This is a genomic window from Bradyrhizobium tunisiense (genome assembly GCF_042263385.1).
Classification (GTDB): Bacteria; Pseudomonadota; Alphaproteobacteria; order Rhizobiales; family Xanthobacteraceae; genus Bradyrhizobium; species Bradyrhizobium tunisiense.
Window position 1 is genome coordinate 117,158 of the sequence record NZ_JBHLEV010000010.1, and the last position, 21,059, is coordinate 138,216.

A 21,059-nucleotide genomic window follows, 5' to 3' on the forward strand; every position below is an offset into this window, starting at 1 on the left:
TTAGGTGAGTTTGGCCCATTCTGTCAATGCGAATGGCCGCGAAATCAGGTCCCGACCGCTCGGATGGGCTTTGACCCGGCCGCCCGCAATTCGGCAGCGATTTCAGTGTTCAGGACCTGTTCCAGGCGGGTCAGGACCCGGGCGATGGGGGCCGCGTCGGTGACGCGGTGGTCCCAGCGGATCACGACATGAATGGTCTGATCCGGCTCGACCAGCCCATAGCTCAGGACAAAGGGGCCCGGCGTGATCGGGTGGAGCTCGCCGCCGCCATAGGCGGCCACCGAGCTCACTCCGAAGCTGCCGAACCAGTTGCCGCGCTGACGGCCGAAATTCAGGCCGAAAGCCCAGGACAGGCGCCGCAACGGCAGCGGCAAGCGCGTCGCCCGCATGATCTTGCGGAACATCGGGACGTCCTCGATCGGAGCCGTCTTGCCGCGTCGGATTTCCGCATCGACGGCAGCCAGCGAAAGGTCCTCGGGACCTGCGATCCGCTGCGGAAGGACGCATTCCTCGCCATCCTCGACCCGCGCGATCGCGACTGTCGCCACGCTTTTGGGCAGCTCATAGAGGGTCGGCCACGGCCATTTGGCATAGACGGTGCGCAGAATCGGCTCGTCCCTGGCCACCAGGGCAAAGGCCTTGACGAACATCGCGGCCCAGCCGGCAGGTGCGGTTGCGCCTGCGCGGGCCTCCAGCACGGGGCGGATGTTGAGCGAGCGGGATAGCGAAACGAAAGGCACGCCCATCGAGGCATGCATGAGGTCGCAAATCAAACGGCGCCGCAGCGAGATGGTCTTGGGCGTCCCGCGCATTGGTCTCCGGTTCCAGATCAAAGGATTAAAATATGTGCAGCGAGCGGGGCCCGCCCGCTCGCTCTAGCATGAACCAACCCGCTTGGGGCCAGTCGGTTCGCCGCATCAGGGCGCCGGCGAGGCCAGCGGCTTGGTCTTGTCGACGACGTAAATCCCAAGCACTTTCATGGCCTTGTCGCCATGAGCCTTGGCGTCGTGCACGACGCCGGCCGGAATCTGGTAGGAATCACCGGCTTTCAGGGTCTTCTCCGGCTGCCCGTCGATGAGGAGATTCAGCTCGCCTTCAAGCACATAGCCGGTCTCGATTCCCGGATGGGTATGGCGTCCGGCCGCGCCGCCTGCCGGGACTTCCGCGATGGCGGTGATGGTGTTGTAGCCATCCGGGAACTCGACCTTCTGAAGCGGTGTACGTTTGATGCCGGGCTGTTGGGCGAAGGCCGCGAAGGCAAGGCCTGCAAAGGACAGAGCGAGCAAAGTCTTTTTGAGCATTGGTTTTTCCTCCCTGGAACGACCCTAGCAGCGCGGCAATTCCCGGCAAGGTGGCCAGCGGCCTGTTCAGCGCTTGATCCCCTCGAATGCCGTCATGATGCCGCGCTGGAATAGAGACCAGTCGAAGCCGAGCGCGATCGCGCGGTAGCCGCGGTCGATCAGGGCATTGGCCTGGTCGGCGGTGCGGGCCACGCCGCCGATCGGCACGCCGCTTCTGAGGATGCCGGCCTCGGCGCGCGCCACCAGCTCCAGCAATTCCGGGTCGTCCATCTGGCCGCGTTTGTTGATGGACGTCGCGAGGTCGCCGGGGCCGATCACCGCAACGTCGATGCCGGGCGTTGCCATGATCTCGTCGATGCGGTTGACGGCATCGACATGCTCGATGGTGATCATGCAGATCATTTCGTCGTCGGCTGATGCCATGTAGTCCGGTATCGACTGGCCCCAGCGGAACGGCGCGTGGAAGGGACCCCAGAGACGATCGCCGCGGGGCGGATAGCGCACGCTACGCACCGCTTTCTCGGCATCAGTGCGGTTGGTGATCATCGGAAAATTGATACCGAAGGCCCCGATGTCCATCGGCGCCTTTGCAAGCCACGGCTCGTTCGCCGCGATCCGTACAAGGGGCGTACACGGCGTGCCCGTCGTCGCGGCGATCATCGCGTGAGCTTCGGTGAGCCCGATCGGTCCATGCTCGAGATCGACGATGATCCAGTCGAGCGAGCGTGCCATGATCTGCACGGTCTGCACGCTCGGGATGGTCGCGATCGCGCCGAAGGCGGGACGGCCTTCGCGCCAGAGCTGGCGGAGACGGTTGAGCGGCGTGGTCGGGACCGACATGGAAAAGGCCTGCTGCTAGGTGAAGACGGCAAAACCTAGCAGCGCGCCGTCGCCGCGCAAAGTCAGGCCAGTGCGCGGCCGCCGAAGAACGGCGTCAGCATGGTCGAAAGGCGATGCACGCGGTTCGAGGTGAAGATCATCTCGGCGCGGTCCTGCGCGATGCCGCCGACCCGTGGGCCGAGCAGGTCCGAAACGCGGCGCGCAATGGCGGGCGCCGGATCGATCCAGTCGACAGGCCAGGGTGCCAGCCGCCTTAGCCGGTCGAGCAGCAGCGGATAGTGGGTGCAGGCGAGCACCACCGTGTCGGTGCGCGATGTGGCATCGCCGGCCTCACCGACGAAGCAGGGAGCGAGTTCGGCGCGGATGGCCTCGTCGCTGATCGGCGTCCCGCTGAGCTCGGCTTCCGCCAGCGACGCGAGTTCGGGAGAGCCGACCAGCGTCACCTCGCATCCTTGCGCGAAATCACGGATCAAAGCCTTGGTGTATTCGCGCTTCACCGTGCCCTTGGTGCCGAGCACAGAGACGCGGCGGGTTCTGGACTGCGCGCAGGCCGGCTTGATCGCCGGGACCGTGCCGACGAAGGGCACGGAATAAGCCGCGCGCAAGTGCGACAGGACCAGGGTGGACGCCGTGTTGCAGGCGATGACGACGATATCAGGATCATGCGTGCCGATCAGTTCACCCATCAGCGGCACCACGCGGGCGATGATCTCGTCCTCGCCGTGGTGGCCATAGGGGAAGAAGGCGTCGTCGGCGACGTAGACAAAGTGTGCGTCGGGGCGCGCGGCCACGACCTCGCGGAGCACCGTGAGCCCGCCAAGGCCGGAATCGAACACCAGGATGGTCGAAGAATTGGTCACGGAATTACCCTAGCCCGCCATGGTTACCATTCGGTTTTTAGGGCGGTTTTGCGGCGGGGACCGGCTTGGGGGCCGATTTGGAAGGCTTGAATGTGCCCGGACATATCCGCAAAATTCCGGGAAGCCAGCAATCACGAGGTATGATGCGGCGTCACAGTGCTTCCATTTGCGTTCGCAGGAGACCTCATGCTCACCGTCCATCATCTCGGTAAGTCGCAGTCCGAGCGCATCGTCTGGCTGTGCGAGGAGCTGGGAATCCCATATGAGCTGAAGCGCTACACGCGTGATGCCGCGACCATGCTGGCACCGGCCGAGTACAAGGCGCTGCATCCGGCCGGCACGGCACCGGTCATCACCGACGGCGAGCTGGTGCTCGCGGAATCCGGCGCGGTCGTCGACTACATCGTTGCAAAATGCGGCAACGGCCGTCTCGTGCTCGGGCCCGACGATCCAGCCTTTGCGCAGTTCCTGTACTGGCTTCATTTCGCCAACGGCACCTTGCAGCCTGGCATGGGACGGATGATGATCCTGAGCCGGCTCGATCTCGCCAAGGACAATCCGACCCTGCGCGCGATGAAGGGGCGGCTCGATCGCGCCTACGACCTTCTGGACGCCAGGCTTCGCGAGGCCGAATACCTGGCGGGCAGCGCCTTCACCACCGCCGATATCATGACGGTGTTCTCGCTCACCACCATGCGCTACTTCCAGCCCTATGATCTCCAGCGCTGTCCGAACGTGGTCAGATATCTCGGCCGCATCGGCGGCCGTCCGGCCTACCGGCGCGCGATGGAGAAGGGCGATCCGGGCATGGAGCTGCTGCTCAGCTGAGAGGCTGTCACGCGATGCGGTTCGTGGTCGCTGCCCGTTCGCTGGCGAGCTGCTTCTGCAGGCGATCGATGTTCTGCAGCAGGCGCTGGCTGGTCAGGACCAGGAAATAATAGCCGAACTGCGGATCCTGGAAGTAGATCTCGAGCAGCCGGTCATAGGTAATCGTCAGCACTTGGCCGTCTTCGATGCATTCGATCGTTCCGGTGCGGCGGTTGTCGGGCGTCAGGAAGCCAAGCTCGCCCATCAGTGCGCCCGGCCCGATCTCGACGTTGATCTCCTTCACCCGGAACTTGCCGGTGACGGCGAGCAGCATCTCCTTGGCAGGATCGCCGAGCTTGAAGAGCGTATCGCCCCGGCGATATTTGCGCTCGGTCATGAACGGCTTGAGCCATTCGATCGACATGTCGCCTTCGGCGGCGTGGCGTGCCTTCTTGACCAGCTTGAGCATCTGCCGCAGGCGCAGGGCGTTGATCGGAAGCAGCAGCAGATAGAGCAGGAACGTCGCGACGTTGGCGGTGAGCGCGCCGAACACGGCGAAGAAGGCGCAGCCGATCATGTTGGCGACACGCAGGGGCACCATCGTTCGCATCAAGAGAGTGGCGACGAAGAAGCCGGCGCCGACCGCGGCGAACAGATTGGCGAACGTGATGTTATGGACAAAGATCTCCAGCAACCGATTGAAGATCGCGTCATAGGTGACGTTGTTGGGATCGAGGCCCATCTGGACCAGGATCTTCGCGATCCTGAGGTTATCCGTTGCCGCATCGAGAATGCGGTCGAGGATCGAGGAAATGTCTGCGCTGCCGGACGGCATGGTACTAACCCCGCGTAAGGCCTTCAGTCCTGGTCGGTATGCTCGACACGTGTAGCCGAAATCGGATGACGGCTGCCTGAAATGAGGCCTTCGGCCGCCACGCCGCAAGAGGCAAATTTTAGCCTGATCGGGCGTTTCGGCAATTGCCCGTTGGTTGCGCCTCTGGCTGCAACAGGGCCGTGATTCGGGGTGGGCTTCGACGTCGCAAGGGGGCTGGACGCCCGAGGCGGGGGCGTCGGACGATCTTCGCCTTACGGCTTGGCGGCGGGCTGGACGACCTGTTGCTCGACAAGGCCAAGACGTCCGGGCAGAGAGCCGGCGCGCAGCAGCATGGCGACGCTGTTGGCCTCTTCCAGGGTGAAGTTGCCGGAAATCTGGCCGGAGCCGCCGGTGATGGGCTCGCGGATCACGGGGGCGGAGACCACCTTGTCGTCGAGCGCGATCGCGAAGGGCATTCCGACGTTCTCTGCCGTGATGTGGGCGAAGCGCCGGGTACCGCGGCCGTTGAAGCGGAACGAGGCGATCGGCTCCTTCGTCCCGCTCGCAAATCCCGGGCCTGCATAGCTGATGTGATTCCCGTCGAGCGCGCTCGCCTTGACGAGATAGGGGAGCTTGTCCTTGAAGCCGAACATGAGTTCCGAGCCCGCCGGAGGCGTGCCGGATTGCGCCTGCTCCGCCGACATCGTGACATCGATCAGGCGGAAGCTGACCTTGACCTTCTGGGCGAATATCGCGGTGATACGGTCGGGCTCCATCATGCCGGGCAGGAAGATGCGGATGCGGTCCGTTCCCTCGGGCTGAACGCTGGCCAATGTGACGCCGGCGTCCTTGAGTCGCTGCTCGATCATGCCGATGGAATCTTCGACGAGATCGCGTAGCCGTGCGGCGGATGCAGCGTCGGTCGGCGCGAGCCTGACCAGCCCGTCTCCGGCGCCGGTCACGGTGAGTGCGTGCGTGGGCAATCCCTCTGCCGCCGACGCGAGCTTGCGCGTGAGCAGCTCACGGCCCTTGTCGTCTGCGATCTTCACGTCGACGCCGCCGTCACGGATCGCAAGGCCGGAGAAGGCGATCCGGCCCTCGCGCAGGATCTTGTAGACGTCGTCGCGCAGATCCGTGGTGACCGCCTCCCGCAAGGCGTCGTTGTCCACCTTGTAGATGATGCGCGATCCGCCCAGTTTCTCCATCTTGTCGTTGATGAATGCCGCGACCTTCGCGCGCATCTTGTCGAGCTGCGGGTCGGCGAGCGCCACGCGCGGCAGCGAGATCGTCGATGCCACCGCGAGAACGACGAGCAGTCTCGTGATGCGATTTCGCAGGTGCGTGGGCATGATGACCTCAAGTCTTGCGGCAGGGCGCTGATACGCGAATTCAGTGCCAGTTCTTGGTCCCTCGACCGGTCCCAGAGGTTCAAGTGAAGCGGCCGGTAGGCAATGGACGAACGGCAAATCATCCATCATTCTGTCCGCGCTCGGCCGGCCATCGGCCGATGCCTCGCCGAGCCAAAATGTCAAAAAGACAGGGCGGCGGGGACATGCATCTGAGGGAGGACGGAATTCCATGGGTATCCACGCGCTCGATCGGTCTATCGGCAACGACTATCCGGACCTGGCGACGGACGCGGAAGTCCGGGCCTTCGAGCAGGTTCCCTACGCCGATCGCGTCGCGGCCGAGAGCACCTATGAGGCGATCAGGCTCGGTGCTGCGCGCAACCCAGACGGCGCAGCGATCCAGTTCCTGCAAAACGCCGACCCTGCCGACACTCCGGTCGTGGTCACGTACCGCGATTTCATCGCGCGCGTCACGCAGGCCGCCAACATGTTTCATGCGCTCGGTGCGGAGAAGGGCGACGTCATCAGTTTCATGCTGCCGCTGGTGCCGGATGCGTTCGTGACGCTGTTCGGCGCCGAGGCCGCGGGCATCGCCAATCCGGTCAATCCGCTGCTCGAGGCGCATCAGATCGCGGAAATCCTGGACGCCGCAAACACGAAAATCCTGGTGGCGCTCGGTCCGATGCCGGGCACCGATATCTGGCAGAAGGTCGAGCAGATCCGCCCGCAACTGAAGAATCTCAAGGCAATCGTGCAGGTGTTCGGCGGCGGCGATCCCGCCAAGGGTATCTTTGCCTTCGGCGACCTGATCAAGCAGCAGCCTTCCGACAGGCTCGTCAGTGGGCGCAAGATTTCGGGCAGCGACATCGCCGCCTATTTCCACACCGGCGGCACCACCGGCACGCCGAAGCTGGTGCGGCACACCCATACCAATCAAGTCTATCAGGCCTGGGCGCTCAATCTGCTGCTGAAGGCGAAACCGGGCTCCAATTTACTGTTCGGCATGCCGCTGTTTCACGTCGGCGGTTCGCTGACGCAGGTGCTGCTGACGCTGTCGGCCGGCGGCTCGCTGGTCGTGCTGTCGCCGAGCGGTTGGCGCAATCCAAATGCGGTGAAGAACATCTGGCAGCTCGTCGAACGCTTCAAGCCCGAGGCCCTGTCAAGCGTGCCGACGGTGCTGGCCGCCACGCTCGCGGTGCCGCCGGGCAACGCCGACATTTCCAGCCTGAAATATGCCGCCGGCGGCGGCTCGGCGATTCCCGTCGCCGTCGGCTCGGCGATCCAGGACAAGCTGAAGCTGCCTGTGGTCGAGGTCTACGGCATGACCGAGACCTCGAGCGTGCATACGCTGGCCTACCCGTCGCGACCGATCCGGCTCGGGTCGGTCGGCCTGCCCATGCCTTATTCGCGCGTGCGCATCGTGCAGCTCGATGCCGATGGCCGCCTGATCCGCGACTGCAAGCCGGACGAAATCGGCGTCGTCATCATGGCCGGGCCAGGCGTGTTCGGCGGCTATCTCAACGACGAGCACAACAAGGGCGCGTTCGTCGACGAGGTGTGGGTCAATTCCGGCGATCTCGGCCGGCTCGACGCCGACGGCTATCTCTGGATCACCGGCCGCGCCAAGGACCTCGTGATCCGCGGCGGCCACAACATCGATCCGGCGCCGATCGAAGAGATCATGTTCCGCCATCCTGCCGTCGGCTTCGCTGCTGTGGTCGGCCAGCCCGACGCCTATGCCGGCGAGCTGCCGGTGGGTTACGTGCAGCTCAAACCGGGCGCCAAGGTCGAGCCGGGCGAGTTGGAGACGTGGGTGCGCGAGCGCACACCGGAACGCGCCGCCGTCCCGGTGCAGGTCATTCCGATCGATCCGATGCCGGTGACGGGCGTCGGCAAGGTGTTCAAGCCGCAACTGCGCTGGGACGCGGCGGAACGCGTGTTCACCAGGGTGCTGGCTCCGCTGGTCGAGCGGGGCATCGACTGCAAGGTGAAGGTCGGCGCCCATGGCAGCCACGGCTCGATCGCGACCGTGACGCTCACGGGCCTGCCGTCGGATCAGCGCGAGTCGGTTGCAGGCGAGGTACATGCGCTGCTTGCACCGTTCGTGATGCGCCACGAGGTGGTGCAGGCATAAGTGCTTGCGTTGGAGTGTAGCCCGGATGAACGAAGCGATATCCGGGAAGCCAGCTGTCCCGGGTGTCGCTTTGCTCACCCGGGCTACAGCAGCACGCGTGCGGCTCTACCCAGCCGGCATCCGCGTCTCGACCAGGCGTGCCCAGAACGAGGCGCCGTGGCCCAGAATGTTGTCGTTGAAGACGTAGGACGGATGGTGGCACTCGTTGCCATCGCCCATGCCGACCAGCACCATCGCGCCGGGACGGGCTTCCAGCATAAAGGAGAAGTCCTCCGCGCCCATCATCGGGATGAACTTGTCGTTGACGCGGTCGGCGCCGACGATGTCGCGGGCGACGTCGGCGGCAAGGCCGGCCTCGCGGGCATGGTTCATCGTCACCGGGTACATCCGCGTGTATTTCGTCTCGGCCGAGCCGCCATAGGCACGCGCGATGCTGTCGGCGACTTCGCCGATGCGGCGCTCGACGAGATCACGCACCTCAGGGTCGAGCGTGCGCACGGTGCCGGCGAGCTCGGCGATCTCCGGGATGATGTTGAAGGCCGTGCCGGAATGGAATTGCGTGATCGAGATGACCGCTGATTTCAGCGGATCCACGTTGCGCGCCACGATCGATTGCAGCGCGTTGACGATCTGCGAGCCGATCAGCACGCTGTCGACGGATTTGTGCGGGCCCGCGCCGGCGTGACCGCCCTTGCCGTGGACCGTGATCTGGATGTTGTCGGAGGAAGCGAGCATCGCGCCGGGCGTGGTTGCGAAATGGCCTTCGGGCAGGTTCGGCATGTTGTGCATGCCGTAGACCTCCTGGATGTTCCAGCGCGTCATCAGCCCGTCCTCGACCATGGCCTTGCCACCACCGCCGCCTTCCTCGGCGGGCTGAAAGATCATGATCGCGGTGCCGTCGAAATTCCGCGTCTCGGCGAGATATTTGGCCGCGCCGAGCAGCATCGCGGTGTGGCCGTCATGGCCGCAGGCGTGCATCTTGCCGGGCACCTTCGATGCATAAGGTACGCCCGAGGTCTCCATGATCGGCAGCGCGTCCATGTCGGCGCGGAGGCCAATGGTCTTGCCGGACGCGGACTTGCGACCGCGGATCACGCCAACGACCCCGGTGCGGCCGATGCCCGTCACCACCTCGTCGCAGCCGAACTCGCGCAAGCGATCGGCGACGATGCCGGCCGTGCGGTGGACGTCGTATTGCAGCTCGGGATTCTCGTGGAAGTCATGGCGCCAGGCGGCCATTTCGTCGGAGAGGGCGGCAACGCGGTTGACGATGGGCATGAGGTGGGATCCGTTTCTTGCGGGTTTTTATCGGACTCTGGAGATTGTAGCGCGAGATGCCGGATTCACGCTTCGCGTGCCCCGGAATGACTGTGAATGTCAGCTTTCCCCGAACACGCGCTTGAAGATCGTGTCGACGTGCTTGAGATGATAGCCGAGGTCGAACTGCTCCTCGATCTCGGCGTCGCTGAGATATTTCTTCACCTCGGCGTCCTGCTTCAGGAGTTGCAAGAAGTCGCCTTCGCCGCGCCAGACCGGCATGGCGTTGCGCTGCACCAGCTTGTAGGAATCCTCGCGGCTTGCGCCCTTCTGCGTCAGCGCCAAGAGCACGCGTTGCGAATGCACGAGGCCGCCGAGGCGGTCGAGGTTCTTCTGCATGTTGGCAGGGTACACCAGCAGCTTGTCGATCAGGCCGGCAAGGCGCACCAGCGCGAAATCGAGCGTCACCGTCGCATCCGGACCCATCATGCGCTCGGCAGAGGAGTGCGAAATGTCGCGCTCGTGCCAGAGCACGACGTTCTCCAGCGCCGGCGTCACATAGGCGCGCACTATGCGGGACAGGCCCGTGAGGTTCTCCGACAGCACCGGGTTGCGCTTGTGCGGCATCGCGGAGGAGCCTTTCTGCCCCTCGGAGAAGAACTCCTCGGCTTCCAGTACCTCGGTGCGTTGCATGTGGCGGATCTCCACCGCGATGCGCTCGACCGAGGCGGCGATCACGCCGAGGGTCGAGAAGTACATCGCGTGGCGGTCGCGCGGGATCACCTGGGTCGAGATCGGCTCGGGGACGAGGCCCATCGCTTTCGCGACATGCTCTTCGACGCGCGGATCAATCTGGGCGAAGGTGCCGACGGCGCCGGAGATGGCGCAGGTCGCGACCTCCTTCCGCGCCGCGATCAGGCGCTCCTTGGCGCGCGTGAATTCGGCATAGGCATAAGCGAGCTTGAGGCCGAAGGTCACCGGCTCGGCATGGATGCCATGGCTGCGGCCGATGGTCGGCGTCATCTTGTGCTCGAAGGCGCGCTTCTTGAGCGCGGCCAAGACCTTGTCGAGGTCGGCGAGCAGCAGGTCGGCGGCGCGGGTAAGCTGGACGTTGAGGCAGGTGTCGAGCACGTCGGAGGAGGTCATGCCCTGGTGCACGAAACGCGCCTCGGGGCCGACGATCTCGGCGAGGTGGGTGAGAAAGGCGATGACGTCGTGCTTGGTTTCGCGTTCGATCTCGTCGATGCGGGCGACGTCGAAGGTGGCGTTCTTGGCCTTGGCCCAAACCGTCCTGGCAGCCTCCTTGGGGATGGTTCCGAGCTCGGCAAGGGCGTCCGCCGCATGCGCCTCGATCTCGAACCAGATCTTGAACCGGGTCTGCGGCTCCCAGATCGAGGCCATTTCGGGACGGGTATAGCGGGGGATCATGGGGCGGCTCCAGGAAGGTGGGCGGGCGGCCCAAGGAATGGTCCGAGGGGCAGGTCCGGCCGGAATGTTTTTTACGCCGTGATTTAACAGAGCAGGGAGGGCGAAACAAACGATCCGACCCCCGGAACGGGGTTTGGGGAGGGCTAATCCACCGCTGGGGGCCGAGCCGGCCGGCCGGTGGTCAAAAATCTGCTGTCAATCACGGATCATTGACTGACAGATATTGAAATCTGTCAGCGTGACGTGTATATCCGTCCCCGGACGCTCCGATTGGGCGTCCCGCGACAGCCCCGGGAAGCCCGACATCCAAAGCGGATCGGAGGGCAAATTGAAGAACGGGACCGCGGACGAATGGAGACTTAGACAATGACGACCGAAATCTTCAATTTGACTGGCGTGATTGGGCATTGGCTCAATGTGCTGGTCGCGCGCCAGATCGCGGCGCAGGCTGCAAAACTGCCTCATTAACGCATAGGCTTTCCGAAACGACCGGCAAGGGCGCTTCGGAAGCAGCCCTGGTGCCGGGGTAACTGAGCCCTGAACGGGAACATGGTGCTGGCATGAATGAAGCTGTTGTCTTGACGCCGGAGCGGATCCTCGAAGTCACTGAGGACGTGCTGAGGCGCTTTGGACTTGCCAAGGCCACCGTGGTCGACGTTGCCCGTGCGCTCGATGTGAGCCACGGCAGCGTCTACCGCCATTTTCCCAGCAAGGCCTCGCTGCGCGAGGCCGTTGCCAAACGCTGGCTCGACCGCATCGACGCGCCGTTGCGCGCGATCGTCGAGGAGCAGGGGCCGGCGCCGGCCAGGCTTGATCGCTGGCTGCGCACGCTGTTCGCTGCCAAGCGTTCGCGTGTCCTCGACGATCCCGAGATGTTCGACACCTATCTGACGCTGGCGCGCGAGGCCTGCGCCGCCGTCAAATGTCACAAGGACACCATGATCGACCAGATCGGGTCCATCCTGGTCGATGGCGTGAAGCAGGGCGTGTTCGCCGTGGACGACGTCAAGACCACCGCGCGTGCCATCTTCGATGCTACCGTCCGTTTCCACCATCCGGCTCATGCCGACGAGTGGAGGGACGCCGATCTCTCCGCGCGCGTGGACGCGACACTGGCGCTGCTGCTGCGCGGGCTGAAGGCGGGATAGCCCGCCGCGTCTGCTCAGCGCGTACCCGTCAAAACCCGCGCCTTCTGAAGATGCGCGCCATTGTGAGCCTGCGACGAGGACGTCGCGCGTCGCCGCGCGGGGACGTTCGCCTCGGGCGATGGCACGACCGGGGGACTGTCCGGATATGCATTGACCGCGATTTCGACAGCGTCCTTTGACCGCTTGCGCAGGCGGTAAAAGGTCAGCTCTTGCTCGAGCATGGGGCAGCGGAAGTGAACGACAGCGGTGTCCGGCAGACGACAGAGCTCGTCGATGAGCTCGCCTACCGTGATGATCGGGGGATGATCTACGGCGTTGTGATGACCCTTACTCATGATCTTTGACTCCTTCACTGCCGTGTTAACCGGAGCCGGACGGTCTCAGTTCCAATCTTGCTCGCTAGATTGAGAAGCTCCAGAAGACCAGGATACTGCGGCAGCTTTGCTGCTAGATCCTCGTCAGCCCGCATGTGGCGGCGAGGCGCACCAGCTGCGCATCGGTGCGCGCGCCGGTCTTGGTCTTGATGAGGTAGTGATAGTTCTGCACCGTCTTCACACTGAGATTGAGATGCGCCGCGATCTGCTCGGTGGTCGCGCCGCCGGCAAACTGGCGCAAAATCTCGATCTCGCGTTCGCCCAGTTGATCCAGCACTGAGCCGGTCGACAGGCTGTCCTCGGCGAGGATATGCGCGATGTCGTCGCTCATGGCGCGTTCGCCGCGGGCGACGCTGCGGATGGCACCTACCACCGCGGACGGCTCGCTGCTCTTGGTGACGAAGCCGCTCGCTCCGGCGCTGAAGGCGGCTTTCACCAGCACGGCCTCGTTGTGCATGGTGAAGACGAGGATCCGCGCTCGCGGGCTGCGCGCGCGGATGTTGCGGATCGCCTCCAGTCCGCTCGCGCCCGGCATCGAGATGTCGAGCACCACGACATCAGGATCATGCGCCTTGAAGGCGCCGTAGGCGTCCGCGGCGTTGTCGGCCTCGGCCACGACATGCAGATCGCCCTGGCTTTCCAGCACGCGCCGATAGCCTTGCCGGACGATCGGATGATCGTCGACGAGCAGCACGGAGATGCCTGTTGCTGCAACCTCGCTCATTCCAACCTCACGCGGCGAGCGGAATGGTCGCGGCGACACTGAGGCCGCCGCGGGCAGGCAGGATGGACAGCGATCCGCCGGTGGCCGCAACGCGCTCGCGGATGCCGGTCAGACCGAAACCGGCCGACTGCGCGACACGGGCCGCGTCGCCGCCCCCGTCGTCCTCGACCCGGATCAGCAGCGCGTCGTCCTCGCCGGCGCGGCGCTCGATCCGCAACGAGATCTCCCGGGCCGAGCCGTGGCGCAGCGCGTTGGTCAGGCATTCCTGTGCCACACGATAGGCCGTGGTGGCGGCCGGACCCTTGATGTCACTGAGGTCGCCCCTGAGATCGAGCTGGATCGTCGGCCGCGCTGCGCTCTGCGAGCGCCAGCTGTCGACGAGATTGACGAGGCTTGCCTCGAGACCGAGCTCTTCGGGCAGGGGATTACGCAGACGCCTCAGCGCATCGCGGAGCGAGGCCATCAGATGATGGGTGGCCTGCGAGATCATGCGCGCATCCTGTGCGATCCCGTTGTCCCTGTTTGCCCTCGCGCTCGCCGTTTCGATCGTGTTGGCGAAGGCGAGGATGGCGGAGAGGTTCTGCCCGAACTCGTCGTGGAGTTCGCGGGCGAGCGCGCGGCGCTCGTCGTCGCGGATCTCGAGCAGGCGCCGTGTCAGTGCGGCGCGCTGTTCGGTGGCTTCCTCCAGCCGGCCGCCGAGCGCATCGACGGCGCTGCCGATCATCGCCAGCTCCATGGAGCGGAAGCGCGGCAGTTTGGTGCGATACTGACCGCGCGACATGCGCTGCAAGGCGGTCACGATCGTGCGCGCCGGTGCCAGCGCATGCGCGATCGCCAGCGAAGCCAGCAATGCGATCGCTGCCGCCATCAGAAGCGCGACGTCGATCACGTTGAGGATGTACTCCCAGGCGAGCGAGATGGCGGCGGCCGCATCCGGCGTCGCGACCACGGTGCCGGCGGAAGCCGCGCGCGGGCTGACTGGCCGCACCGCCTCGGCGTGGCTGCCGAGGAAGGTCGGCACAATAGCGGCGAACCAGCGCGGCGGCGTCTTGCCTAACCCCTCGCTTTGGCCGCAGAGCGGCTTCTCGAATGCCGCGGCGGGCTGGAACTCGACGCAGACGCCGGGCGAGATCAGCTTCATCGTCTCCAGGGTGCGCCAGTCCGGAACCGGCAGGAGATGCTCGCGCGCTCTGCTGCTGCGCAACAAGAGCTCGCGCCAATACAGCGCCTGAAGCGCCTGCGCCACCCGCTGCGCCGAGGCCGCGGTCGCCCGGTCGACGCTGCGATAGGCGTCGAACGTGGCCCATATGGTTGCCGCGCCAAGGCACAGTGCCACGATGAGCAGCAGACGGGCGACGAGCTGAAGCACAAGGCGCATGCGATCACCCCCAACGTTTGGTAGGCTCAGCCTAACAACGCCGCCGCGCCTTGCCAATCGCAGGGTGTGGCAGGATTGCAGCTCGGGCAAATTTCCCAAGCCGGATTGGGCATGGGTCTTTGGACCGGACGCGGCGGCTTTGATCTAATGGGTAGGGAATAGTTGCAAGTCAGGAGCAGTGCGGCATGAGTTCGATGACGATTGGACCGATCGCGCCGTCTGCGACCGACCCATCCGAGCGCAGCGCGCTGCTGTTCTGGATGATCTTCACCGGCCTTTCGATCTTCGCTGTCGTGCTGCTGTGGCGCTTCGGCCTGATCCACCTGATGTTGACGTCGGATCGAACGTACATTTCGAGCGTCATCGCGTTGCTTTATGTCGTCACCTGCGGCCACTGTTTCCTGCGCACGCGGGCGATTGCCCGAGAAGGGGCCGCGGCCCGGCGCTGTCGGGCGATGCTGTCGGCTACCGGTGGCAGCAAGGCACTGGAGGCGGGGGCGACCGCGCTGCCGCGCGGCCTCGTACGCGATCACATCGAGAGCCTGGTGACCAAGGCCGCCGCGCAGGACTACCGGTCGGTCGACCAGACCCTGCTGCTGCGGACGCTCGCCGACCGGCTGCGCGGCTCCAACGGCTTCGGTGCCTTCGTCTCGGACACGCTGATGAAGCTCGGCCTGCTCGGCACCATCATCGGCTTCATCATCATGCTGGCGCCGATCGCCGGGCTGGACGCCGCCGACAAGGTCGCGATGCGCTCCTCGATGGGCCTGATGAGCGACGGCATGGCGGTCGCGATGTACACGACGCTCGCCGGTCTCGTCGGCTCGATCCTGGTCCGTATCCAGTACTACATGCTGGACGCCGCGACCCAGCGGGTGTTCTCGGATGCGGTGGTGCTGACCGAGACCTATGTGACGCCGGTGCTCGAGCGTCAGGGGGCTGGACTAAAAGGCGCCGGAACCGCGTCATGATGGATGATTTCGGACTCTATCCACGCGAGGAGCCGTTCGATCCGCTGGGCGTGATGCTGTTCAAGGCGCTTCAGGTGATCGCGTTTCTCTTCTTCCTGGCACTGCTCGCGGTCTCCCCGGACGCCAAGGACGGGAAGATCGACTCCAAGGCCGAGTTCATGATCACGCTCGACTGGCCGGACAACCACCCCGACGATCTCGACCTGTTCGTGCAGGATCCTGCCGGCAACATCGCCTGGTATCGTCACCGCGAGGCCGGCTTTCTGACGCTCGATCGCGACGATCGGGGCGGGGCCAACGACTTCATCATCGTCGCCGGCAAGAAGATCGCCTCGCCCATCCGCGAGGAGATCGTCACCGTGCGCGGCATTCTCGCCGGCGAATACACGGTCAATGTCTCGCATTTTGTGGCGACCACGGGCGAACCGGTCACGGCCAATGTGAAGGTGCAGAAGCTCAATCCCAAGGCGCAGGTGGTATTCGACAACAAGTTCACGCTCAACCACACCGGCGACGAGAAGACCGCAGTGCGGTTTCGCATCGATGACGAGGGCAAGGTGACCAACGTGGACCAGCGGCCGAAATCGCTGCTCGAGACGTTCCGCAGCGGCTGGCGCAACGGCGCCGATCTCGACCCGAGGACCGGTGTGAGCAGGAACCCCGTGAGGATACGCCGTGACTAGCTTGCAGACGGTCATCCTGACGTTGTCGGTCGCCTACGCCGTCATCGGCGCGCTACTGCTGGTCGTGCTGGTTTATGCGCGGCTGCACTGGTCTCTGAAGGCGGTCGCGGTGGTCGTGACCAGCGCCTTCTACGTCGTCAGCTTCGGCGAGATGCGCGGGCTGCTCGGCTGGGCCAGCTCCGACCGGCTGCCGACGACCTTCAAGCTGCTGAAGGCCCGCATCGTCGAGCCGCATTCGCTTCAGGGCGATCCCGGCTCGATCTATCTGTGGGTCGAGCAGCTCGATGAGGACAATCGCCCGAGCGGCATCCCGCGGGCCTTCCGCGTGCCCTACAACGACAGGCTCGCCGACAAGACCCATGCGGCGGAGAACGAGATCGCTCTGGGAAATCCGCAAGGCGGCCGTGCCGCGGATTTCGGCGGGGGCGATGGCAGCCTCATCGATTTGGTCCGCGAATATGTGACGCCCAAGACGATCCTGGAGACGACCGGCGGCGATTCCTCGACCGGTGAGTTCATGGCCCCGCCGGCCGGGGCACAAGGCGCGGTATTCACCCCGCTGCCACCGCCCCGGATGCCTCCGAAGGACGAGCAATAGGCTCTTCACCATCGTGACGGCGGCGCGCTGGTAAACCGCGCGGCGCTGGCGCATCTTCTTGACCTCCCTCAATTGGGCCTTATCGGCCTTCAATATGAATTGAGGGGTGGAGGGTGCGTGCTCCTAGCTGTTCTTTCCGATATTCACGGCAACAGGCAGGCCTTCGAGGCCTGCCTGAAGGTTGCCCGTGCGAAGGGCGCGGAGCGGTTCGTCCTGCTCGGCGATTTCGTCGGCTATGGCGCCGATCCCGAATGGGTGGTGGACACCACGATCGAGCTGGTGGCCCAGGGTGCCGTGGCCGTGCGCGGCAATCACGACCAGGCGGTCAATTCCTCGGCGGAGACCATGAACGCCGAGGCGCAGGTCGCGATCGAGTGGACCCGCGGGCGGCTTGACACCGCGCAGCGTCGGTTCCTGACCGAATTGCCGATGCTGGTAGAGGACGGCGATCGTCTCTTCGTGCATGCGGAAGCCTCCCACCCGCAGCGCTGGCACTACGTCCGCTCCACGGTCGATGCCGCCAAGAGCCTGATCGCGACGCCCGCTCATGTCACGTTCTGCGGCCATGTCCATCGTCCTGCGCTCTATTCGATGTCGGTGACGGCGAAGATGACGAGCTTCGTGCCGAAGGCCGACGTCCCGGTGCAGCTCCTGCGCGGACGGCAATGGCTCGCCGTGCTCGGCTCGGTCGGCCAGCCCCGCGACGGCGATCCGTCGGCAGCCTTCGTCTTGTTCGACACCGAATCGTGCCAGATCACCTATTGCCGCGCGCCTTATGACGTCGAGACTGCGGCGGGCAGGATCCGCGACAACGGCCTGCCGCACTGGCTTGCCGACCGCCTGTCGCAGGGGCGCTGACGGCCATGCCGAAATCACTGGTCAAATCCGGCGCGGAGATCGACGGTTACACCATCGGTGAATGCGTTCATGCCGGCGGCATGGCGACGCTGTGGACGGTCACCCATCCCGGCATTGATGTGCCCTTGCTGATGAAGATCCCGCGGGTGTCGGAGGGGGAGGACCCCGCCGCGATCGTCTCCTTCGAGATGGAGATGATGATCCTGCCGCGGCTCGCGGGTCCGCACGTGCCGGCGTGTTTCGGCACCGGCGATTTCGCGCGTCAGGCCTATGTCGTGATCGAGCGCATCGGCGGCACGACGCTGTACAAGCGGTTGCCCGACCTGCCGCTGCCGTATGACGAGGCGCGGCAGCTCGTTGCCAGGATCGCAACCGCGCTTGCCGATCTCCACCGGCAGAACGTGATTCACCACGACATCAAGCCGAGCAGCATCATGTTCCGTGAGAGCGGCGAGGCGGTGCTGATCGACTACGGTCTGTCGCATCACAACCACCTGCCGGATCTGTTGCAGGAGGAATTCCGTCTGCCCTACGGCACCGCGCCCTACATGGCACCCGAGCGGCTGTCTGGAGTGCGCGACGATCCGCGCAGCGACCTGTTTTCGCTCGGCGTGCTGCTGTATTTCTTCACCACCGGCGAGCGGCCGTTCGGCGAGGGCGAGACGCTGCGCGCGATGCGACGCCGGCTCTGGCGCGATCCGTATCCGCCGCGAAGCTTGCGTGCCGATTATCCGCCCTGGCTTCAGGAGGTGGTGTTACGCTGTCTCGAGATCGAGCCGGTGTGGCGCTATCCGACGGCGTCCCAGCTCGCCTTCGATCTCGCCCATCCGGACCAGGTCAAGCTCACCACGCGCTCGGAGCGGATCAAACGCGACTCCCTCGGCGTCGCATGGCGCCGCCGCTTCAACCAGGGCGTGATGGCGCCGCAGGTGAAATCGGATGTCGCCGCCCAAATCGCGTCGAGCCCGATCCTCGCCGTCGCGCTCGACACGGTCGAAGGCGCACCGGAGCTGAACGAGGCGCTACGCGTGACCACCGAGCGCATCCTCGCCACCTTGCCGTCGGCGCGGCTTGCCTGCGTCAACGTGCTCAAGCTGAACCGGATCGCGATCGACCGGACGCTGGACGAGCAGGGGTCCAACAAGCATATCGACCGTCTCGTGGCGCTCAGGCATTGGGCGACGCCACTCAAACTGGACGAGAGCCGGCTGACGGCTCATGTGCTGGAGGCAGTCGATCCCGCCGCCGCGATCCTGGAGTTTGCCGAGGTCAACCAGGTCGACCATGTCATCATCGGCGCGCGGCAGGGCTCGTTCCGGCGCACGCTGCTCGGCAGCGTCTCGGCCAAGGTGGCCGCGGAAGCGGCCTGCACGGTCACGGTGGTGCGGCCGCCGCGGATGGCTGGGGATGCGGGCGAGTCCGATATCGGCGCGGTGCCGGGATAGGCCGTCCGGCGACTCTGAGGAATGGAATCAGGCCGCGTGGGCGGAGTGAACAGTGCGCTTGCGGCGGATCGGCCAGGAGAATTGCGGGCCGGGATCGCCGTGATCCGCGCTGCCGCCGAAATACTGGATGATCTCGCGGCAGGGCTCGCAATTGAACAGGTTGCGCGACGCGGATGCCTTGGTCATTTCCTTCAGGCAGTTCGGGCAGTGCGGTTTCATGGAATTGATCCGGAAAGGAATATCAGTGTCGGCGCTGCGAGGAAAACGAATGGTCGAGGTCCGTCGTGTCGAGCCCGGCGTCGTCGTCCGGCGTGCCGTCGGCGCGTTCGAGGCGGCCGAAGAAATAATCGAGGCCGGGATGCGGGCGGCGCGGGATCCGGCACCTGCGCTTCGGCTGACGCTTCACGAGTGCGATCTGCATGGCGCTCAGCCCCGACGATGAATGTGGATGACGCGGGCGGAAGCCTTGGCCTTCACCGGTCGGGCCACGTAGAGGCTGCGGGCCGCGATCGCCGCGTTGAATACGAACCACAACGCTACGCCAGTCCAAACCAGGGTCGCCGTCATGATGTGCTCCCGTCAAATGCAGGCAGGAGTCACTTGTGGTGATTTGCGCGAATCAGTGAAGTCCGGATGAGTACGGATCAAGACTGCAATTTTAGGCATTGCGCGTTGCAACACCCGTAAGGGCCGCGGCTTTTTTCCGGTGCGGCTGCACCTTGCCCGCGCGCGCGCCTTCGAGGATCTCTCGTATGCGCGGTGCATTTCGAAGACAGCGAAATCCGTAACGCCCGGTGTGGTCGGTATCGGGCGAGCGGGTCGATCGCCCCGACGCGAAGTTGAGGTGACCGGCGCCACCGCCGATGTCGAGGATTTCGAAGTCCGCGTCCATTTCCTGGAACGGCGTTTGATTGACCGTCCGCCTGCCCCAGGCCGTTCGCAGGATGAGCGCGCGGCGATCGGTGATCAAATAGAGCGTCTGCAGGTCTTGCAGCAGCATGACCAGCGGGGCCGCAACCATCGCAAATCCGAGCATCACGAGAGGTTGGGCCGCCCCGCCGATCCAATCGAATCCGATGGCGATGACGGTCAGCAACAGCCAGGGAAATCCGATCCACCAAAGATAGCGCCACATCATCATGTGGGCGACGCCGTCGGGCTGGCCCTGCCAGATCACCCGCTCTCCGCCCTGCAGGGCTTCGGCGCGCAGGCGCTGCAAGCCTGCGGAAAACGGGGTGGCGCGGAGATCCTTCATTGCCTTTTGTCGCGGCGGTCGTGGCGCCGGTTCGGAAGCCGCGAATGGTCCTCAGATGGCTTCGCCCCGCGCGCCCAGCGCCGCGTTGCGGATCGCGGCGATGTTGGTCTTGTAGGCCTCCTGCGTGCCGCCCCTGAATACGGACGTGCCGGCGACGAAGGCGTTGGCGCCGGCTGCCGCAAGCGCGCCGGCGACCTCGGGGCCGACGCCGCCGTCGACCTCGATGTCGATCGGGCGTCCCGCAATCATCGCGCGGATGTCGCGGATCTTGCCGATCGCTGAGGGGATAAAGGCCTGGCCGCCAAAGCCGGGATTGACCGACATCACCAGAACGAGGTCGACGAGGTCGAGGACATATTCGAGCGTGCTGATTGGCGTGCCGGGATTGAGCGAGACGCCGGCCTTCTTGCCCAGCGCGCGGATCGCCTGGAGCGAGCGGTGCAAATGGGGGCCGGCCTCCGCATGCACGGTGATGTGGTCGCAACCGGCTTTCGCAAAGGCCTCGAGATAGGGGTCACAGGGCGAGATCATCAGGTGCGCGTCGAACACCTTCTTCGTGTGCGGACGCATCGCCTTGATGACGTCGGGACCGTAGGAAATGTTGGGAACGAAGTGACCGTCCATCACGTCGAGATGAATCCAGTCGGCGCCGGCGGCGTCGACGCTGCGCACCTCCTCGCCGAGCCTAGAAAAATCCGAAGCCAGGATCGAGGGCGCGATTGCCAGGGGGCGAGGGGCGAAGGCTTGGGTCATGGCTCGATTTCCCGTGGCGGCCGTGAAAGATGGCCTCGCCTAACATGGGCCTCCGTAGCGGGCAATGCAGGGGAGGCGTGCT

At 65.0% G+C, this 21,059-nt stretch carries 24 protein-coding genes; 8 read left to right on the plus strand and 16 right to left on the minus strand.

Annotated elements, in window-relative coordinates; genetic code table 11:
* Window positions 1-44 precede the first annotated feature (44 nt).
* The 4 genes from ACFDR6_RS31270 to murI form a co-directional block, all read right to left on the minus strand.
* Entirely contained in the window at window positions 45-812 is a 768-nt protein-coding gene (locus ACFDR6_RS31270) for an acyltransferase (protein ID WP_212081548.1), read from the minus strand.
* Between the two features lie 105 nt (window positions 813-917).
* Window positions 918-1,301: a cupin domain-containing protein gene (locus ACFDR6_RS31275; protein WP_212081546.1), complete on the minus strand. Its 384-nt coding sequence runs from the start codon at window positions 1,299-1,301 to the stop codon at window positions 918-920.
* A gap of 66 nt (window positions 1,302-1,367) precedes the next feature.
* Entirely contained in the window at window positions 1,368-2,141 is a 774-nt protein-coding gene (locus ACFDR6_RS31280) for an HpcH/HpaI aldolase family protein (protein ID WP_375860714.1), read from the minus strand.
* A gap of 62 nt (window positions 2,142-2,203) precedes the next feature.
* The gene (murI, locus tag ACFDR6_RS31285) at window positions 2,204-3,001 is read right to left on the minus strand and encodes a glutamate racemase (RefSeq protein ID WP_212081542.1); all 798 of its coding nucleotides are present in this window, start codon (window positions 2,999-3,001) and stop codon (window positions 2,204-2,206) included.
* Window positions 3,002-3,187: 186 nt separating this feature from the next.
* Between murI and ACFDR6_RS31290 the strand changes: the two genes are divergently transcribed.
* Complete coding sequence (locus ACFDR6_RS31290; RefSeq protein ID WP_375860715.1) at window positions 3,188-3,829, plus strand: glutathione S-transferase family protein; 642 nt, start codon at window positions 3,188-3,190, stop codon at window positions 3,827-3,829.
* Between the two features lie 7 nt (window positions 3,830-3,836).
* On the opposite strand, the gene ACFDR6_RS31295 is transcribed toward ACFDR6_RS31290, so the two are convergent.
* Both ACFDR6_RS31295 and ACFDR6_RS31300 read right to left on the minus strand, forming a co-directional pair.
* A complete protein-coding gene (locus tag ACFDR6_RS31295) occupies window positions 3,837-4,643 on the minus strand; it encodes a Crp/Fnr family transcriptional regulator (protein ID WP_212081538.1) in 807 nt (268 codons plus the stop codon).
* Window positions 4,644-4,894: 251 nt separating this feature from the next.
* Window positions 4,895-5,971: a SecDF P1 head subdomain-containing protein gene (locus tag ACFDR6_RS31300; protein WP_375860716.1), complete on the minus strand. Its 1,077-nt coding sequence runs from the start codon at window positions 5,969-5,971 to the stop codon at window positions 4,895-4,897.
* A gap of 229 nt (window positions 5,972-6,200) precedes the next feature.
* Here ACFDR6_RS31300 and ACFDR6_RS31305 point away from each other — a divergent pair, with 229 nt between their 5' ends.
* On the plus strand, window positions 6,201-8,105 hold the full coding sequence (locus tag ACFDR6_RS31305; RefSeq protein ID WP_375860717.1) for an acyl-CoA synthetase: 1,905 nt from the start codon (window positions 6,201-6,203) through the stop codon (window positions 8,103-8,105).
* 105 nt (window positions 8,106-8,210) lie between these two features.
* On the opposite strand, the gene ACFDR6_RS31310 is transcribed toward ACFDR6_RS31305, so the two are convergent.
* Both ACFDR6_RS31310 and purB read right to left on the minus strand, forming a co-directional pair.
* Window positions 8,211-9,383, minus strand: a complete 1,173-nt coding sequence (locus tag ACFDR6_RS31310) for a M20 aminoacylase family protein (protein WP_247968072.1) — start codon at window positions 9,381-9,383, stop codon at window positions 8,211-8,213.
* 99 nt (window positions 9,384-9,482) lie between these two features.
* Window positions 9,483-10,790 carry an adenylosuccinate lyase gene (purB, locus tag ACFDR6_RS31315; protein ID WP_375860718.1) on the minus strand — a complete coding sequence of 436 codons (1,308 nt, stop codon included), beginning with the start codon at window positions 10,788-10,790 and terminating at the stop codon, window positions 9,483-9,485.
* A 560-nt stretch (window positions 10,791-11,350) separates the two neighbouring features.
* Here purB and ACFDR6_RS31320 point away from each other — a divergent pair.
* Window positions 11,351-11,938, plus strand: coding sequence for a TetR/AcrR family transcriptional regulator (locus ACFDR6_RS31320; protein WP_212081527.1), 588 nt, complete (start codon window positions 11,351-11,353; stop codon window positions 11,936-11,938).
* Between the two features lie 14 nt (window positions 11,939-11,952).
* On the opposite strand, the gene ACFDR6_RS31325 is transcribed toward ACFDR6_RS31320, so the two are convergent.
* The 3 genes from ACFDR6_RS31325 to ACFDR6_RS31335 form a co-directional block, all read right to left on the minus strand.
* A complete protein-coding gene (locus ACFDR6_RS31325) occupies window positions 11,953-12,273 on the minus strand; it encodes a hypothetical protein (protein ID WP_375860719.1) in 321 nt (106 codons plus the stop codon).
* A 112-nt stretch (window positions 12,274-12,385) separates the two neighbouring features.
* Window positions 12,386-13,036, minus strand: coding sequence for a response regulator (locus tag ACFDR6_RS31330; RefSeq protein WP_212081523.1), 651 nt, complete (start codon window positions 13,034-13,036; stop codon window positions 12,386-12,388).
* A gap of 7 nt (window positions 13,037-13,043) precedes the next feature.
* Window positions 13,044-14,414: a sensor histidine kinase gene (locus ACFDR6_RS31335; RefSeq protein WP_317243428.1), complete on the minus strand. Its 1,371-nt coding sequence runs from the start codon at window positions 14,412-14,414 to the stop codon at window positions 13,044-13,046.
* A 185-nt stretch (window positions 14,415-14,599) separates the two neighbouring features.
* On the opposite strand from ACFDR6_RS31335, the gene ACFDR6_RS31340 reads away from it, so the two are divergent.
* The 5 genes from ACFDR6_RS31340 (at window position 14,600) to ACFDR6_RS31360 (ending at window position 18,969) form a co-directional block, all read left to right on the plus strand.
* Complete coding sequence (locus tag ACFDR6_RS31340) at window positions 14,600-15,385, plus strand: MotA/TolQ/ExbB proton channel family protein (protein ID WP_317243429.1); 786 nt, start codon at window positions 14,600-14,602, stop codon at window positions 15,383-15,385.
* Entirely contained in the window at window positions 15,382-16,068 is a 687-nt protein-coding gene (locus tag ACFDR6_RS31345; RefSeq protein ID WP_212081517.1) for a DUF2135 domain-containing protein, read from the plus strand. The genes ACFDR6_RS31340 and ACFDR6_RS31345 overlap by 4 nt, the downstream gene beginning before the upstream one ends.
* Window positions 16,061-16,666, plus strand: coding sequence for a hypothetical protein (locus ACFDR6_RS31350; protein ID WP_212081515.1), 606 nt, complete (start codon window positions 16,061-16,063; stop codon window positions 16,664-16,666). The genes ACFDR6_RS31345 and ACFDR6_RS31350 overlap by 8 nt, the downstream gene beginning before the upstream one ends.
* Before the next feature lie 117 nt (window positions 16,667-16,783).
* On the plus strand, window positions 16,784-17,524 hold the full coding sequence (locus ACFDR6_RS31355) for a metallophosphoesterase family protein (protein WP_375860720.1): 741 nt from the start codon (window positions 16,784-16,786) through the stop codon (window positions 17,522-17,524).
* A gap of 5 nt (window positions 17,525-17,529) precedes the next feature.
* Window positions 17,530-18,969: a serine/threonine protein kinase gene (locus ACFDR6_RS31360; protein WP_375860721.1), complete on the plus strand. Its 1,440-nt coding sequence runs from the start codon at window positions 17,530-17,532 to the stop codon at window positions 18,967-18,969.
* Between the two features lie 27 nt (window positions 18,970-18,996).
* On the opposite strand, the gene ACFDR6_RS31365 is transcribed toward ACFDR6_RS31360, so the two are convergent.
* The 5 genes from ACFDR6_RS31365 to rpe all read right to left on the minus strand — a co-directional run bounded on the left by ACFDR6_RS31365 (window position 18,997) and on the right by rpe (window position 20,977).
* Complete coding sequence (locus ACFDR6_RS31365; RefSeq protein WP_212081507.1) at window positions 18,997-19,188, minus strand: hypothetical protein; 192 nt, start codon at window positions 19,186-19,188, stop codon at window positions 18,997-18,999.
* Between the two features lie 22 nt (window positions 19,189-19,210).
* Entirely contained in the window at window positions 19,211-19,390 is a 180-nt protein-coding gene (locus ACFDR6_RS31370; RefSeq protein WP_317243431.1) for a hypothetical protein, read from the minus strand.
* Window positions 19,391-19,395: 5 nt separating this feature from the next.
* On the minus strand, window positions 19,396-19,536 hold the full coding sequence (locus tag ACFDR6_RS31375) for a hypothetical protein (protein WP_212081505.1): 141 nt from the start codon (window positions 19,534-19,536) through the stop codon (window positions 19,396-19,398).
* Window positions 19,537-19,627: 91 nt separating this feature from the next.
* On the minus strand, window positions 19,628-20,224 hold the full coding sequence (locus tag ACFDR6_RS31380; RefSeq protein ID WP_317243433.1) for a hypothetical protein: 597 nt from the start codon (window positions 20,222-20,224) through the stop codon (window positions 19,628-19,630).
* 51 nt (window positions 20,225-20,275) lie between these two features.
* Window positions 20,276-20,977 carry a ribulose-phosphate 3-epimerase gene (rpe, locus tag ACFDR6_RS31385; RefSeq protein ID WP_212081503.1) on the minus strand — a complete coding sequence of 234 codons (702 nt, stop codon included), beginning with the start codon at window positions 20,975-20,977 and terminating at the stop codon, window positions 20,276-20,278.
* Window positions 20,978-21,059: the final 82 nt, after the last annotated feature.

What these genes read in the sequence shown, in the direction of transcription:
- ACFDR6_RS31270 (WP_212081548.1), bottom strand. Translation starts at nt 812, where the DNA reads ATGCGCGGGACGCCCAAGACCATCTCGCTGCGGCGCCGTTTGATTTGC.
- ACFDR6_RS31275 (WP_212081546.1), bottom strand. Translation starts at nt 1,301, where the DNA reads ATGCTCAAAAAGACTTTGCTCGCTCTGTCCTTTGCAGGCCTTGCCTTC.
- ACFDR6_RS31280 (WP_375860714.1), bottom strand. Translation starts at nt 2,141, where the DNA reads ATGTCGGTCCCGACCACGCCGCTCAACCGTCTCCGCCAGCTCTGGCGC.
- ACFDR6_RS31290 (WP_375860715.1), top strand. Translation starts at nt 3,188, where the DNA reads ATGCTCACCGTCCATCATCTCGGTAAGTCGCAGTCCGAGCGCATCGTC.
- ACFDR6_RS31295 (WP_212081538.1), bottom strand. Translation starts at nt 4,643, where the DNA reads ATGCCGTCCGGCAGCGCAGACATTTCCTCGATCCTCGACCGCATTCTC.
- ACFDR6_RS31300 (WP_375860716.1), bottom strand. Translation starts at nt 5,971, where the DNA reads ATGCCCACGCACCTGCGAAATCGCATCACGAGACTGCTCGTCGTTCTC.
- ACFDR6_RS31305 (WP_375860717.1), top strand. Translation starts at nt 6,201, where the DNA reads ATGGGTATCCACGCGCTCGATCGGTCTATCGGCAACGACTATCCGGAC.
- ACFDR6_RS31310 (WP_247968072.1), bottom strand. Translation starts at nt 9,383, where the DNA reads ATGCCCATCGTCAACCGCGTTGCCGCCCTCTCCGACGAAATGGCCGCC.
- purB (WP_375860718.1), bottom strand. Translation starts at nt 10,790, where the DNA reads ATGATCCCCCGCTATACCCGTCCCGAAATGGCCTCGATCTGGGAGCCG.
- ACFDR6_RS31320 (WP_212081527.1), top strand. Translation starts at nt 11,351, where the DNA reads ATGAATGAAGCTGTTGTCTTGACGCCGGAGCGGATCCTCGAAGTCACT.
- ACFDR6_RS31325 (WP_375860719.1), bottom strand. Translation starts at nt 12,273, where the DNA reads ATGAGTAAGGGTCATCACAACGCCGTAGATCATCCCCCGATCATCACG.
- ACFDR6_RS31330 (WP_212081523.1), bottom strand. Translation starts at nt 13,036, where the DNA reads ATGAGCGAGGTTGCAGCAACAGGCATCTCCGTGCTGCTCGTCGACGAT.
- ACFDR6_RS31335 (WP_317243428.1), bottom strand. Translation starts at nt 14,414, where the DNA reads ATGCGCCTTGTGCTTCAGCTCGTCGCCCGTCTGCTGCTCATCGTGGCA.
- ACFDR6_RS31340 (WP_317243429.1), top strand. Translation starts at nt 14,600, where the DNA reads ATGAGTTCGATGACGATTGGACCGATCGCGCCGTCTGCGACCGACCCA.
- ACFDR6_RS31345 (WP_212081517.1), top strand. Translation starts at nt 15,382, where the DNA reads ATGATGGATGATTTCGGACTCTATCCACGCGAGGAGCCGTTCGATCCG.
- ACFDR6_RS31360 (WP_375860721.1), top strand. Translation starts at nt 17,530, where the DNA reads ATGCCGAAATCACTGGTCAAATCCGGCGCGGAGATCGACGGTTACACC.
- ACFDR6_RS31365 (WP_212081507.1), bottom strand. Translation starts at nt 19,188, where the DNA reads ATGAAACCGCACTGCCCGAACTGCCTGAAGGAAATGACCAAGGCATCC.
- ACFDR6_RS31370 (WP_317243431.1), bottom strand. Translation starts at nt 19,390, where the DNA reads ATGCAGATCGCACTCGTGAAGCGTCAGCCGAAGCGCAGGTGCCGGATC.
- ACFDR6_RS31375 (WP_212081505.1), bottom strand. Translation starts at nt 19,536, where the DNA reads ATGACGGCGACCCTGGTTTGGACTGGCGTAGCGTTGTGGTTCGTATTC.
- ACFDR6_RS31380 (WP_317243433.1), bottom strand. Translation starts at nt 20,224, where the DNA reads ATGAAGGATCTCCGCGCCACCCCGTTTTCCGCAGGCTTGCAGCGCCTG.
- rpe (WP_212081503.1), bottom strand. Translation starts at nt 20,977, where the DNA reads ATGACCCAAGCCTTCGCCCCTCGCCCCCTGGCAATCGCGCCCTCGATC.